Raw genomic sequence first — 14,348 nt, forward strand, 5'->3', positions numbered from 1 at the left:
GGTGGCGCGCATTTCCCCTGATTCTCTTGTCGTATTCCCAGACGGTTCTGGCCTGGCGTTTTTAAATGAAATTGCCGAGTCAGTGATCTTAATGTCTGATACCATTGGCCAGGACTATCCTGAACATCAAAGTGCATTTCTATCATTGATAAGTCAACAGGATAAGGTAGGGTTGTCAGAGTTAATAGCGTCTTTGGGGTTAGCCAACGTTGAATATAAGTATAGCTAGTGGTCTTTATCGCTACAGCGTAGCTAATGTTTCTGAAACGATTTATCACCAGCTTAAGCTATTATATGACGATGCCCTGAGTACAACCGCAACCGGCTGGTGTGACTTTGCCCTGAAGATAGAAAACACCTCCCTGGTAAGACGTATTCTAAGGCCCCAACGTGTTGTCAACATTGAAGGGCAGTTGCCTTTTAACCCCATTGCACCTGCAAAATTATTACCCACTATCGAATGGTCCTTAAATTGGTGTGTGGCGGCGTACGAACATCAAAAGCTGATCCTTCACTCTTCGGTAGTTGCCAAAAACGGTCAGGCAATACTATTACCGGCGGCATCGGGCTCGGGTAAAACTACCCTGGCGACATACCTTGGTGCCCACGGCTGGGAAATGTTTTCTGACGAATTAGCTGTGCTCGATTTACACAGCAACAGGGTTAACCCGCTTTTTCGGCCAGCGTCGCTCAAAAATGATTCTATCAACATTATAAGAAAGTCTTGTCCTTCGGTGACGTTCTCAGCTACGACGGCCGCAACACACAAAGGTGATATTGCTCACGCAAAACTGTATAGCTACGAACAGTTTAATACCTTTGGTAAGTGTCCCGTTAACGCGGTAGTGTTTCCTAAATATGTGGCTCAAAGCAATACTAAGGTGATGACGCTTTCGCAAGCTGAAGGGTTTGCCTCACTGACCCGGCAGGGGTTTAATTATAATGTATTAGGCACTAAAGGTTTCAGTACCCTGGCTACTGTCGCGACAAACAGCCGATTTTACTACGTCGAATACTCTGACCTTGCTGATATGTCTGACTTATTAACTGAGGTGCTGGCAAAGCAATGTTAACGCCTGAAGATATAAAAGCGACCCTCTGCCAACTGCATATTGAGCATCTTGAGCATGAGCAATGGAATGACTTGTTCAGAGTGCTGCGTCATAAATCCATGGCTGCCTCGTTTTACCTGCGTTTGCAACGCGTCGGAAAAGAGAGCTTGATTCCAGAGTCAATCAAGCCGGCGTTTTTGTCGGCGGTGACTTTTGCTGAAGCACAGACTCGTCAGGTCAGAATCCAGTTAAAAAAGCTCAGTCTGTTATTTGCCACGCATCAGATTGAGTTTGTTATGCTCAAAGGTGCTGCATACGTTGCTGCAGACACGCCCAATAGTGAAGGGCGACTGATGTCAGATATTGATATTTGTGTTCGTCACAGCGAGCTGCCTGATACCGAAAGGGCGTTGCTAAATACGGGCTGGCAAATAAAAGAGCTGGATGATTACGATGAAAAGTTTTACCGGCAATGGTGCCATGAAATCCCTCCTTATAAGCATCCCTTTGATGGCGTGAGCTTAGACGTTCACCATACGTTATTTCCACCCGTCGCCAATAAATCTATTGATACTGCAGCGTTGTACAAGTCGGCCAGACCCGGGGTTTACGGCGCTAAATATCCAGGTGTAGAGTGGCTGGTCTTTCACTCAACTATTCACCTTATCGCTAATGAAGATGCCGAAAATGGCCTGCGCGATCTGACCGACATTTATGAGTTGCTGACATATTATGAACACACTATTGATTATCAGCGATTGTCAGAGTTATTTTATCAAAGTGGCTTCGTGATGGAGTTTGCACTGATAAGGCAGCTGTTGCTGGAATATTTTGCTTACCAGGTGCCGTCGGGTAAGATAACGGATAAATGCACAGAGTCGCTTTGGTTTAACCTGCGGCTTTGGGCTGTTCGATGGGCAATATGCCCGGCCAGTGAATACATAGCGGGTTCACAACGGCCGGTTCCTCGTATGCTCAATTACCTTGTTGGCTATGCTAGCAAAATGCCAATACTATTATTAATTAGACACTTGGGCTACAAAAGCGCCAAAAGCATTATCAGGTTTTTGTTGGGCGAATTCTATTTCAGGAAGAAATCAAAATGAAGATTCTAGTGACCGGAGCAGCCGGTTTTATTGGTGCAGCAGTCAGCCGGTATCTCGCCAATCGCGGTGAAGAGGTTGTCGGCATTGACAATATTAATGATTACTACGACGTAAACTTAAAACACGGGCGCTTAAAGCAACTGGCAGATGCAGATTTTCAGGGTTCATTCCGTTTCATCGAGATGGGTGTCGAGGAGCGCGACAAGTGCGCCGATTTGTTTGCCACAGAGAAATTTGATAGGGTGGTTCATCTTGCTGCGCAGGCAGGTGTCCGGTATTCCATTGAAAACCCTAATGCTTATGTGGATGCTAACCTTGTTGGTTTTATGAATATCCTTGAGGGGTGCCGGCATAATGCCGTGGAGCACCTGGTTTATGCCTCGTCCAGTTCAGTGTATGGCGCCAACGAAACTATGCCTTTTTCAGAGCAGCATAACGTTGACCATCCGGTGAGCCTGTATGCCGCCAGTAAAAAAGCCAACGAGCTGATGGCGCATACCTATAGTCATCTGTACAACTTGCCAACGACCGGCCTACGCTTTTTTACGGTTTATGGTCCGTGGGGAAGGCCTGACATGGCATTGTTTAAGTTCACCAAAGCCATTTTGGCCGGCGAAACCATTCAGGTGTTTAATTACGGTAACCACCGCCGTGACTTTACTTACATCGATGATATCGTCGAAGGGATTATTCGTACGGTCGACCGGCCAGCCGCCGCTGATGACGCCTGGAGTGGCAAAACGCCTAATCCGTCATCCAGTAAAGCGCCCTGGAAAGTCTATAACATTGGTGCGCAAAATCCGGTTAACCTGTTGGAATTTATCGAGACACTTGAGCGAGCGCTGGGCGTTACGGCAAATAAAGAATTATTGCCCATGCAACCCGGGGATGTACCAGATACTTACGCCGATGTAAGCAGTTTGGTCAATGACACCGGTTATCGCCCTAAAGTGAATATTGAATACGGTATTGGCGAGTTTGTTAAGTGGTATCGTGCTTACTACGATGCCTGACAAAGCGCCCGGTAACAGAGCCAGTCAGTAAACGCACTGACTGGCATGTTAATCAGGCAATGGCTACCTGCCACGCAACAAAGCTTTCATCTCCTTGCGTTTTTGATGTAACACCGGCTCGGTGTATCCGCTAGGCTGTTCTGCGCCCTTGAATATTAATTCGCTGGCTGCCTGAAAACCGATAGAGCTGGCGGTATCCGGTGTCATGGGAATATAGTCGGGGTCGCCGGCGTTCTGCTCATCAACTAATTTGGCCATGCGCGCCAGTGACGCTCTGACCATGTCTGGCGAAATAATTTCATGGTCCAGCCAGTTTGCCAGATGCTGACTGGAAATACGCAGCGTGGCGCGGTCCTCCATCAGGCCTGTGTTATTAATATCCGGTACCTTGGAACAGCCAATGCCCTGATGGACCCAGCGCACCACGTAGCCCAGAATGCCCTGTACATTATTATCCACTTCGCGCTGAATTTGCTCCTTAGTCAGCGTGTTGCGATCGGCCAGCAGCGGTATAGTGATAATGTCATCAATGCCGTTAAAACGTGCTTCAGCTAAGTCTTTCTGTACTTTAAAAACGTCAACCTGATGATAGTGCAGAGCGTGTAAGGTTGCCGCGGTGGGCGAGGGAACCCATGCTGTATTCGCCCCCGACTTCGGATGACCGATTTTTGCTTCCATCATGGCGGCCATCTGATCGGGAACAGGCCACATTCCCTTGCCTATTTGCGCCTTACCCGACAACCCACAGGCAAGGCCCGTACTTACATTGGCCTTTTCATAAGCCTGTATCCAGGGCATTGTTTTCAGGCTGGCTTTATCGGCAAAGGGTCCGGCCAGCATTGAGGTATGAATTTCATCGCCGGTACGGTCCAAAAAGCCGGTGTTAATAAAAACGGTGCGTTGTTTGGCCGCGGCGATACAGGCCTTGAGGTTAACACTGGTGCGGCGTTCTTCATCCATAATACCCATTTTCAGGGTAAAAGGTTGCAGGCCAAGTAGTTCCTCTATTTCACCAAATAAGGCATCACTGAAGGCGACTTCCTCCGGCCCGTGCATTTTAGGCTTAACAATATAGATGCTGCCGGCGCGCGAGTTGGTAAACCGGCCACTACCCAGTAAATCGTGTTTGGCAATCAGCGTTGTGATCACCCCATCCATAATACCTTCCGGCACTTCCTCACCGTCAAACAATATCGCATCGTTGGTCATGAGATGACCGACATTGCGGACAAACATCAGGCTGCGGCCAGGCAAGGTGAGCGAGTTTCCATCAGGCGCAGTGTACTGCCGGTCTGGATTCATTTTACGCTCAAAGGTGGTATCGCCTTTTTTCATCTCAACGCTGAGAGTGCCCTGCATGAGCCCCAGCCAGTTAGCGTAGACCTGTGTTTTGTCTTCAGCATCTACGGCCGCAACGGAGTCTTCGCAATCCATAATGGTGGTCAGGGCAGCTTCAAGCAAAATATCCTTCACTCCTGCAGGATCAGTTTTGCCGATAGGGTGGGCAGCGTCGATTTGTATTTCAAAGTGCAATCCGTTGTGCACAAATAACAATGCGGTTGGGGCCTCAGCACTACCCTGATAACCGCGCCACTGGCTTGTATCCCGCAGCGTCGAAATACTGCCGTCGGCCAATGTTACGGCTATAGCATCGCCGTCGATTTTATAACTGACGGCCTGCTGATGCGTGCCTGAATTAAGTGGCAGCAGAGTATTGAGCCACTCCCTGGCAGCTTGAATGACTTTTTCACCGCGCACAGGATTAAAACGGTGACTAATTTCAGCACCCTCATCAGTACTGATGACGTCGGTACCGTATAAAGCGTCGTATAAACTGCCCCAGCGTGAATTGGCCGCATTAAGTGCATAGCGGGCATTATTGATTGGTACCACTAATTGTGGTCCCGCCATCGTCGCCATTTCGGCGTCAACATTGTCTGTTTCGATGGTAAAGTCGGGAGGCTCAGGGAGCAGATAGCCGATGTCTTCAAGAAACGACCGGTAAGGCTTTCCGGTCGCCGCTTTGCCGGCGTGATGATAGGCGTTTATCTTTGCCTGTAGCGTTGCGCGTTTTTCTAACAGGGCCTTGTTGGGTTCAATAAACTTAGCCAGTATGGCTTCGAAGCCATGCCAAAATGTCTGTTCTTCGACACCGGAACCTGGTAGCGCTTGCGCATTGATAAAGTGTTCTAATACCTTGGCCACCTGCATTCGGCCGTACTGTGTATAATTGTGCATCAAAGTCCCCTGTCTACAGATACGAATCGCAATAGCCTCAGTGTAGAGGGAAGTTAAGCAAGTTTTTAGTTTATGGTTATTATCCCTGTCATAACTTTCGTGAATGTCGGGGCGGCGGTAAAGACTTATTGCATTTCTGCCGCCACGTCACCAATCAAACGGCGCAGCCAGATATGGCCTGCATCGTGATGCAACAGCGCGCTCCAGGCCATTTTTAACGCGATAGGCGGAATGTCAAAAGGGGGTTCGCGGAGCACAATATCGGGATCATCAGTAAAAATTTTTGCCGCTTTACTTGGCAGTGTGGCGATAAGACTTTGTCTTTTAGCGATTTGCAACGCTGCATGGTAGTGGCGCGTGAACACCCGAATATCACGTTGTTTACCCAGTTTAGTAAGCTCGGCGTCTACCCAACCGAGTTTTTGCACTTCGTTAGGATCAATACCCACACCCACACCAAAGCCGGTTTTACTCACCCAGATATGTTTTGACTCGATATAAGTGGTTAAATCATATTTGGCGGCGAGCGGATGATGCTTATTCATCACGCAGGCAAAGCTGTCATACCAAATCACCTTCTGGTGAAAAGAAAGGGGTAACTCGTCAAACCGGTTAATGGCCATATCCACTTTACCTTGCTCAACGTCGTGGAAGGTGACGTCACTGGGGGTAATTAAGTCCAGCGTAATATTGGGGGCATCCTGGGCGAGCTTGCCGAGTAACTCCAGCAGCAATGTCGATTCTGCATAGTCACTGGTCATAATGCGGAAGGTCCGGGTGCTGGTGGCCGGGTTAAAATCTGTTTCAGGCTGAATTGAACTCTCCAGTTTACTCAACACATCGCGTATCACGGGCTGTAACTCCAGCGCGCGTTTGGTGGGCGTCATGCCGTCACTGGTTCGCACAAGCAAGGGATCTTTAAATAAATCGCGTAAGCGTTTGAGTCCGTTACTCATAGCGGGTTGAGTGATGCTAAGTTGATTTGCCGCCCGGGTGACACTGCCCTCACGTAACAGCACATCCAGATACACCAATAAATTCAAATCAACCTTAGCAATATTCATATTTATAATAGCCTGTATAAGTTTTATTAAACCTCGCTATTATACTGTGAGAACAACCACTTGTCAGATAGGCGTTTAGTCGTAGATGAGTTGTCGGGCTTGGTTTTTAAAATATTGATATTTATGAATAATATTTAATTTTTGTACGCTGCATGAATTTTGTGAATGTCTGTTGGTTAATAATTTTGGTGAATAAAAGGGATGGGTAGTCGGTTTTGTGCGGTAGTACGAATAAAAAAGCCTCCCGGGGGAGGCTGTTATAACTTGCTTTATTATTGACCGTAGCTAGCTGAACTAGTCAAACTGATTCATGGTGTTGTCTTCACCGCTGGCTTTAAGTGCTTGCTCTCCAGAGAAATACTCTTTGTGTGTATCGCCTAAGTCAGAACCTGCCATGGCCTGATGCTTAACACAGGCCAGCCCCTGACGGATTTCTTGTCGCTGCACACCTTTAACGTAAGCGAGCATGCCCTCATCACCGAAATACCCTTTCGCCAGGTTGTCGGTTGACAATGCGGCAGTGTGGTAGGTTGGTAAGGTTATGAGATGGTGGAAAATACCTGCCTCACGGGCCGCATCCGCCTGGAAGCTTTGAATTTTGGCATCAGCTTCATTAGCAAGTTCTGAGTCATCGTATTCTACAGACATCAGGTTGGCCCGCTCGTAAGCTGAGACGTCTTTGCCCGCCTCAGACCAGCTATCAAACACTTGCTGACGGAAATTAAGCGTCCAGTTAAATGACGGTGAGTTGTTGTAAACCAGTTTAGCATTGGGAACCACTTCACGAATTTGGCGAACCATATCGCCGATTTGGCCAACGTGAGGTTTCTCGGTTTCAATCCACAGCAAGTCAGCGCCACTTTGCAAGCTGGTAATACAGTCCAGTACTACCCGGTCAACACCAGTATCAGGTTTAAAGCGAAACAGACCGTTGGGTAAACGCTCTGGTTTAACTAACTGACCATTTTGTTTAAGTACCAGATCCCCTTCGTTCAAATCGGCAACAGAATTAACCGGTGTGGTGTGTAAAAAGGCATTGTACTGCGCAGCTAAATCGCCCGGTTTGTTTGACACCGGTATTTTCTGGGTGAGCCCTGCCCCTAAGGAATCCGTACGGGCAACAATGACGCCATCATCAACGCCAAGCTCTAAAAACGCATAGCGTACAGCGTTGATCTTAGCCAAAAAGTCTTCGTGCGGTACGGTTACTTTGCCGTCCTGATGGCCACATTGTTTTGCATCGGAGACCTGGTTTTCGATCTGAATACAGCATGCTCCGGCCTCAATCATCTGCTTGGCGAGCAGGTAGGTGGCTTCTTCGTTACCGAAACCGGCATCAATATCGGCAATAATAGGTACAACGTGCGTTTCATAGTTTTCGATTTGTGCCTGAATAGCGGCTACGTCACCGCCACTGGCTTTCGCTGCATCAAGTTGCTTAAAGAGATCGCCTAATTCTCTGGCATCGGCCTGGCGTAAAAAGGTGTATAACTCTTCAATAAGCGCCGACACAGAAGTTTTCTCGTGCATGGACTGATCGGGCAGCGGGCCAAATTCGGAGCGTAATGCCGCCACCATCCAGCCTGAAAGGTAAAGATAACTTTTACTCGTTGTGCCCTGATGCTTTTTGACCGATAGCATTTTTTGCTGGCCTATAAAGCCGTGCCAGCAACCCAGCGATTGGGTATATTGGCTGCTGTCTGCATCATAGTCGGCCATATCCTGACGCATGATCCTGGCGGTGTATTTTGCCACGTCCAAGCCAGTTTTAAAACGGTTTTGAACGGCCATACGCGCGGCAAACTCCGGGCTAATTGCATCCCAGGTGCCGTTGTACTGACTTTTTAAGGTCGCAACTTCATCGATAATTCTCTTATATTCTGACATGACTGTGTCTCCTTCCCGAATGTATTAAGAAACTGTGCTGATAACACCAAGGGCGTTGTCGTTGACTGCCATTTCATCCTAGGTCGGCAAACTTGATAAAAGAAATATATAATTATCATCTTCGCAATAAGTTACGTGAATGGTCTTTGGGGTGTTGCGCAATGACAAAAGATTGAAGGGGGATATATTTTTACGGGCAAAGTAGCGTAAAAATAACTATTATTAAGGATAAGCAAACTCAGGCTATCGATTATGAGCGAAATATTATCGTCCGTTGATCAGCGTACTAAGTTGGTCGGCGAAAATCGACTGGAGCTGTTATTGTTTCGGCTCGGAACCCATCACACCTATGCCATTAACGTATTTAAGGTAAAGGAAGTGATTACTATTCCTAAGTTAAATATGATGCCGGGAGCCCATGGCAATTTGCGCGGCGTCACCGCTTACCGGGGAATGACAATCCCCATTATCGATTTACGTCAGGCCATCAGGATGAAAGCGCTGGACGAGGGTAAACAAGCCGACCGAAATGTCATAATCACCGAATATAACCGTTCCGTACAGGGGTTTATGATAGGCGATGTAGTCAGTATCGTGAACACGTCCTGGCAAGATATACAGGCGCCGCCTAAGTCGATAGGTAAAGCGAACTTTCTGACCGCTATCACGCAAATTGATATTCGGGGTAAGCGAGAGTTAGTGGAGATCATCGATGTTGAAAAAGTACTGGCTGACATTATTGAATATGACGTGTCTATTTCAGAAGACATCCTCGACCAGGCGGTAGTTAAACATCTGCAAGGGCGTCGAATATTAATTGTTGATGACTCTTCTACGGCCCGAAAACAAATCCGTGACACCTTAGAACAGCTGGGGCTGGAAATACTGGAATGCCACAATGGGGCTGAGGCATTGGCGCTATTAAAGGAATGGGCTGATGCAGGAAAGCGTGTTACTGAGCAAATACTGATGATGTTTACTGATGCAGAAATGCCCGAAATGGATGGCTATCGGTTGACCGCTGAGGTGCGTGCTGACCAACGCATGGCGGATTTATTTATTACACTTAACACCTCCTTAAGTGGCAGCTTTAATCAGGCGATGGTCGAGAAGGTGGGCTGTAATCGCTTCATCTCCAAGTTTCAGCCAGATTTACTGGTTGACGTTGTTCAGCAACGTATGCGCGAAGAAATATCATGAATATTCAATAACAGCGACAATTTGGTCGTGGGATTTAACTTACTGACACAGTATAATCGAAAGCTTATGTTATTCTGTTGCAGGTGATGGTTAAACATCCGTCAGATGCGAAGTACAGCCTGTTGATTGTCATATTCGTCGGTTTTTACTGTGACTGCGAGACGGCATAGATAAACTGCTCAGCAATACCAAATTAAAAAGGAACCTATCGTGCGTCATAAATTGTTTGCGGTCGTTGCCGCAACGTTTGCATTGTCAGCCTGTGTTAACACCACCGATAATGCGGCGGCTTCCGTAAAATCCAATAGTGCCAAACCTAAAAATATCATTATGATTGTTGCCGACGGCATGGGACCCGCTTTCACCACCGCTTACCGTAATTTCAGAGACGATCCAGCCACGCCGGTCGTTGAGCCGGTTATTTTTGATGATATTTTTGTTGGCAATGCCAGCACGTACCCGGCCCAGGTTTCGGGTTATGTGACAGATTCGGCAGCTTCTGCAACAGCACTGGCTGCGGGTATTAAAAGTTACAATGGGGCAATTGGTGTTGATGTAAACAAACAACCCGTTACCTCAGTGTTGCAACGAGCCAAACAACTGGGTTTAAAAACCGGGATTGCGGTTACATCACAAATTGTCCATGCCACGCCAGCCGCTTACATGGCCCATAACGAAAGTCGCCAGAACTATAACGCTCTGGCGGACAGCTATTTTGATGATCGTATCGATGGCAACTTTGTTGCGAATGTCATGCTCGGTGGCGGTACTAAGTTTTTTGAACGCACCGATCGCAACGTGACGGCGCAGTTTATTGAGGCTGGTTACACTTATGTCGATACCTACGACAAACTGGCAACAGTGCCGGCAGGCGAAAATGTCCTGGGCTTGTTTGCCCCCGTTGGTTTGCCGTGGGTATTAGATGATAGCCGTAAAAATCGTCTCGCTTACCTCACCAAACATGCGATAAAGCATTTGGAAAACGACAACGGATTCTTCTTATTAGTCGAAGCGAGTCAGGTAGATTGGGCCGGCCACTCTAATGATATTGCCGCTGCTATGGGCGAGATGCACGACTTAAACCTGACTTTGGAATTGCTCTACGACTACGTGCAAAGCCACCCCGATACATTGGTGGTGCTGACCGCCGATCACAGCACGGGGGGCCTGACTATCGGCGCCAATGGCGACTACCGTTGGGATCCGAAGTGGCTGCAAAACCTGCAGCAATCGCCGGCTGAAATTGCCAAAGCGTTGTCAGACGCTGATGATCCGGTCAGTATGGTCAGTACTGCTTTTGGCTTTGATTTGACCGACGAAGAAGCCGCTCAGGTTATTGCGTTAGCGCAATTAGCCAGCCTCAAAGACAAGTTGCAGGGCATTCAAACGCTCCTTGATGTACGCTCTAATACTGGCTGGACAACCTCCGGACATACCGGCGTAGATGTAGAAGTGTTTGCCTTCGGCGCAGCCAGTAATCACTTTTTAGGTCAGTATGACAATACCTATATTGCTAAAAAGTTATTTAATTTATTGCCGGCTGAAAGCAAGACTGCGAGCCAGTAAGCAGCTCAGCAACAGCCGGTAACAGTTAGTGCGTTTGTGCAACAGACACAAAAAAACCACCTTCGGGTGGTTTTTTATTGGCAGCCATCAACAGGCTGGTTTGCGCGGGCTGGCTTTCCTTGCACGCCGTTACTGATCAATGATGCTGTTACTGATTAATAAAGGTTTCGATGTCTTCGCCGGTGATCTTGCCAATTTGACTAAACAGGTACCACAACGCGGTGATCAACAACACCATTGATGGAATTACGATCACGGGGTAGCTCAGCGCTGTCATGCGGCCAAGTTCTTCGGTGTAAGCGGTTGTACCCGGTTCACTCACTAGGATAACCTTGGCCAGAACATAGTTAAGCACCGACGATAAAAAGAAGGAACCCGCCACGATATACGAGCAGTGACGAATTTTTTGCTTAAACAGCTGTTGTTTATTTTGTTCATCAAGGACGGCGTTGAGTTTGGGCCAATTGATAATTTGATCGTTTAAGATTAACAGCTTCACCAGTGGTTTTTCGGTCGCCTGCGTAATGAGTACCGCAATGCCAATCACCGCCGGCACCGCAGCCTCCTTGATGGCAATATATTCTGCAGGCAGCTTTAACAAACTGATACCGCCAGTCAAAATAACGCTGATAATCCCGAGAATGGAAAACCCATTGATCTTACCGCTTTGTTTAAGATCCCACAGACCATAGCCAATGGGAAAACTCAGGGCAGCAACGATGCTCCACGCGGGGCCCAAATAGTCCTCAGAGCTGGCATAGCTCATTAACACCACCGGAATAACAATATTAAAGGCGAGGTTGGGCAGAAAGCCCTGGTTTTGCGGAGTGGATTTTTGTTGCGATGTTTCAGACATGTTGTGGTTTCTTTTAAGGAAAATGATTAAGGGGCTTTCGCCCATAAACGTGCGCTCAGTAAACCCATTACAAAGCCAAATAAATGGTACTCAAATGACACAAATCGTTGCAATGGCAACACACCAAATATCATACCGCCATAGAGTACGGCAATCACTATTGAAATGACCAATAAGTGTAACTTCTTACTGTAAAACCCTGCGAGGATTAAAAAGCCCAGATAACCATAGACTATGCCGCTTGCACCGATATGCATGGCGTCGCGACCGAACAGCCAAACCCAGCACCCGGCGCCGATCCAAATCACTAAGGTGGCGCAAATAAATGTACGTTTACCCCATTGCATACTTAGCCAGCTAAACAACAATAATGGCAAAAAGTTGCTGGCAAAATGGGTTAGGTTTGCATGTAGCCAGGGAGCTACCAGAATACCGGACAAATGGGCGAGAGAGCGCGGGCGCAAGCCAAACTGATTTAAGGCATTGGCCAATATCAGGTTAACAATTTCTACACCAATCAGACTGAGCGCCAGTACAGCGATAAAACGTAGCTGTTGGGAAAGAGGAAACTTAGTCATAAAATAATATGCGGCAGGTAACGCGACAGATCCTGGGTAATGAGCGAGCTATCTTCGCGTATCGAGATGCCCGCCGCCTGGTCGTCAACCAGCCAGCTGCCAATCAGAACATAATGCTCGCCATAACGGGGCAGGGGATTGAACTGCTGGATTATGAACCCTTCCTCGCCGTACGGGCCATCTGAGAGCTGTGTACGCTGCTGATTATCTTCCAGTAGCGAGATGTTTGCGCCTTCACGGGAAAACAGTGGTTTTTTTATCCACTGGCCGCCGCCAGCCCGGTGGGCATCCTGCTCAAAAAATGCCGGCAATAAATTGGGATGATTCTCAAAGGACTGCCACAATAGCGGCAGTAGTGCCTTGTTCGACAGTATGGCTTTCCAGGGCGGTTCCAACCACTGAGCTTCTGAGCCCGCCAATGCGTCGCCAAATTCTTCACGCAGCATAAACTCCCAGGGATAGAGCTTAAAACAATGAGTAATAGGAGTGTCGTCGACATCAGTAAAATAGCCTGTATCACCCAAGCCGATTTGTTCTACGTACAAAAAAGGTGAGTCGATACCCGCGGCGCTGGCACAATCCTGCAAATACTGAACAGTGCCGCGATCTTCAACGGAATCAGCGCAACAGGTAAAGTGAATACGCTGATACTTGTACTGCTGCTTTAACGCACTGAAGCGATTGACGAGCTTTTCCTGAAGCGAATTAAACTGGTCCGCACTGCGTGCAATGCTGCCCTGATCAACCAAATTTTCCAGCCACAGCCACTGCCAAAAGCCGGTTTCGTAAAGGGATGTCGGCGTGTCGGCATTGTTTTCTAACAGCTTGGCAGGGCCACTGCCGTCATACACCAAATCTAATCGCGAATAGAGCGAAGGCTGGCGCTGTTGCCAACTACTGGCAATGTAGTCCCAGTGCGTCTCGGGGATCTGGCACTGCCGGAGTAATGCTTCTGACTGCACGACTTCATTAACCACATGCAGACACATTTGATGCAACTCTTCGGTAGGAGCTTCGATATCCTGTTCGATCTGCTGCAGGCTAAATTGATAATAGGCGCTTTCGTCCCAGTAAGGCTCTCCATACATGGTATGAAAATGAAAGCCAAATTCAGTCGCCAACTGCTGCCAGTTGGCTCGCGGTTGGCTGGCTATTCGCAGCATTTAGCCGCCCCAGCCTTTAGACTTACTGCTACTGCCCCAGCTTGATTTAGCTCTCACGGAGCTACCAAACCCACCACGTTTTATGGTGCGGTTTACCGTTGGTTTTTTCTCAAAGGTGGAGGACGGCGCGTTGTAAGAGCGACGACGAATGTCACCATCAAAAACATAACCATTCGATGTAACCCAACGCGAACGAAACGGCGAGTAGGGTGAAAACGAGGTATATAGGGGTTGTGAGTAATAAGGTCGTGGCTGCATCAACTGGCTTACCATATAGCCAGCCATAAAGGGCATAAAGAAGCTACCGGAAGAGGTTTGTACATACTGACAACGCTGGTCGCCAAACTCGTACTCACAGTCTTTTTCGGTATCAAACTTTGGTGATGTGCGATTGTGCTCTGCCAGCGCGGCTTCATAGGCGGCCAGACACTGCCCGGTTGCTTCGGGATTGTCTTGCTTACAGTCATCGGGTGAGACGTATATCTGCGATGCTTCGCGGCTGCCACCGCAGGCTGATAACATCACACTGGCAATACCCAGGGCCAGAGGCTTCATGGCAAAGGCTTTACGCAATTGATGCAAGTAAATGCTTTTGGAACGCTTTTGAATATGACTCATCAACACA

General features: G+C 48.0%; 13 protein-coding genes. 6 read left to right on the top strand and 7 right to left on the bottom strand.

Going from position 1 to position 14,348, the window contains the following annotated elements; translation table 11 throughout:
• Window position 1: 1 nt before the first annotated feature.
• The 4 genes from OIK42_RS06185 to OIK42_RS06200 are packed head-to-tail and all read left to right on the top strand — an operon-like array spanning window position 2 to window position 3,171.
• Window positions 2-229: a hypothetical protein gene (locus OIK42_RS06185; protein ID WP_273639125.1), complete on the top strand. Its 228-nt coding sequence runs from the start codon at window positions 2-4 to the stop codon at window positions 227-229.
• On the top strand, window positions 210-1,073 hold the full coding sequence (locus OIK42_RS06190) for an HprK-related kinase A (protein ID WP_273639127.1): 864 nt from the start codon (window positions 210-212) through the stop codon (window positions 1,071-1,073). Before OIK42_RS06185 ends, OIK42_RS06190 begins: the two co-directional genes overlap by 20 nt.
• Window positions 1,067-2,158, top strand: coding sequence for a nucleotidyltransferase domain-containing protein (locus OIK42_RS06195; RefSeq protein ID WP_273639129.1), 1,092 nt, complete (start codon window positions 1,067-1,069; stop codon window positions 2,156-2,158). Before OIK42_RS06190 ends, OIK42_RS06195 begins: the two co-directional genes overlap by 7 nt.
• A complete protein-coding gene (locus OIK42_RS06200; RefSeq protein ID WP_273639131.1) occupies window positions 2,155-3,171 on the top strand; it encodes an NAD-dependent epimerase in 1,017 nt (338 codons plus the stop codon). Before OIK42_RS06195 ends, OIK42_RS06200 begins: the two co-directional genes overlap by 4 nt.
• A gap of 63 nt (window positions 3,172-3,234) precedes the next feature.
• Here OIK42_RS06200 and OIK42_RS06205 read toward each other — a convergent pair whose 3' ends face one another.
• The 3 genes from OIK42_RS06205 to OIK42_RS06215 all read right to left on the bottom strand — a co-directional run bounded on the left by OIK42_RS06205 (window position 3,235) and on the right by OIK42_RS06215 (window position 8,360).
• Window positions 3,235-5,409 (bottom strand): malate synthase G, encoded by a 2,175-nt coding sequence (locus tag OIK42_RS06205; protein ID WP_273639132.1) that lies wholly within the window; start codon window positions 5,407-5,409, stop codon window positions 3,235-3,237.
• Between the two features lie 125 nt (window positions 5,410-5,534).
• A complete protein-coding gene (locus OIK42_RS06210; protein WP_273639133.1) occupies window positions 5,535-6,473 on the bottom strand; it encodes a LysR family transcriptional regulator in 939 nt (312 codons plus the stop codon).
• A 294-nt stretch (window positions 6,474-6,767) separates the two neighbouring features.
• Window positions 6,768-8,360, bottom strand: a complete 1,593-nt coding sequence (locus tag OIK42_RS06215; protein WP_273639135.1) for an isocitrate lyase — start codon at window positions 8,358-8,360, stop codon at window positions 6,768-6,770.
• A 252-nt stretch (window positions 8,361-8,612) separates the two neighbouring features.
• Here OIK42_RS06215 and OIK42_RS06220 point away from each other — a divergent pair, with 252 nt between their 5' ends.
• A complete protein-coding gene (locus OIK42_RS06220; RefSeq protein ID WP_273639136.1) occupies window positions 8,613-9,560 on the top strand; it encodes a chemotaxis protein CheV in 948 nt (315 codons plus the stop codon).
• A 207-nt stretch (window positions 9,561-9,767) separates the two neighbouring features.
• Window positions 9,768-11,126: an alkaline phosphatase gene (locus OIK42_RS06225; RefSeq protein ID WP_374211862.1), complete on the top strand. Its 1,359-nt coding sequence runs from the start codon at window positions 9,768-9,770 to the stop codon at window positions 11,124-11,126.
• 148 nt (window positions 11,127-11,274) lie between these two features.
• Here the strand turns inward: OIK42_RS06225 and OIK42_RS06230 are convergent, their stop codons facing one another.
• From OIK42_RS06230 to OIK42_RS06245, 4 genes are read right to left on the bottom strand one after another with little or no spacing between them, the layout of a single operon-like run.
• Entirely contained in the window at window positions 11,275-11,982 is a 708-nt protein-coding gene (locus OIK42_RS06230; protein ID WP_273639139.1) for a VC0807 family protein, read from the bottom strand.
• Window positions 11,983-12,008: 26 nt separating this feature from the next.
• Complete coding sequence (locus OIK42_RS06235; protein ID WP_273639140.1) at window positions 12,009-12,560, bottom strand: rhomboid family intramembrane serine protease; 552 nt, start codon at window positions 12,558-12,560, stop codon at window positions 12,009-12,011.
• Complete coding sequence (locus tag OIK42_RS06240) at window positions 12,557-13,723, bottom strand: glutathionylspermidine synthase family protein (protein WP_273639142.1); 1,167 nt, start codon at window positions 13,721-13,723, stop codon at window positions 12,557-12,559. The genes OIK42_RS06235 and OIK42_RS06240 overlap by 4 nt, the downstream gene beginning before the upstream one ends.
• Complete coding sequence (locus tag OIK42_RS06245) at window positions 13,724-14,341, bottom strand: DUF1190 domain-containing protein (protein ID WP_273639144.1); 618 nt, start codon at window positions 14,339-14,341, stop codon at window positions 13,724-13,726.
• Window positions 14,342-14,348: the final 7 nt, after the last annotated feature.

The organism is Alteromonas gilva (assembly GCF_028595265.1).
In the GTDB taxonomy this organism is placed as follows: domain Bacteria; phylum Pseudomonadota; class Gammaproteobacteria; order Enterobacterales; family Alteromonadaceae; genus Alteromonas; species Alteromonas gilva.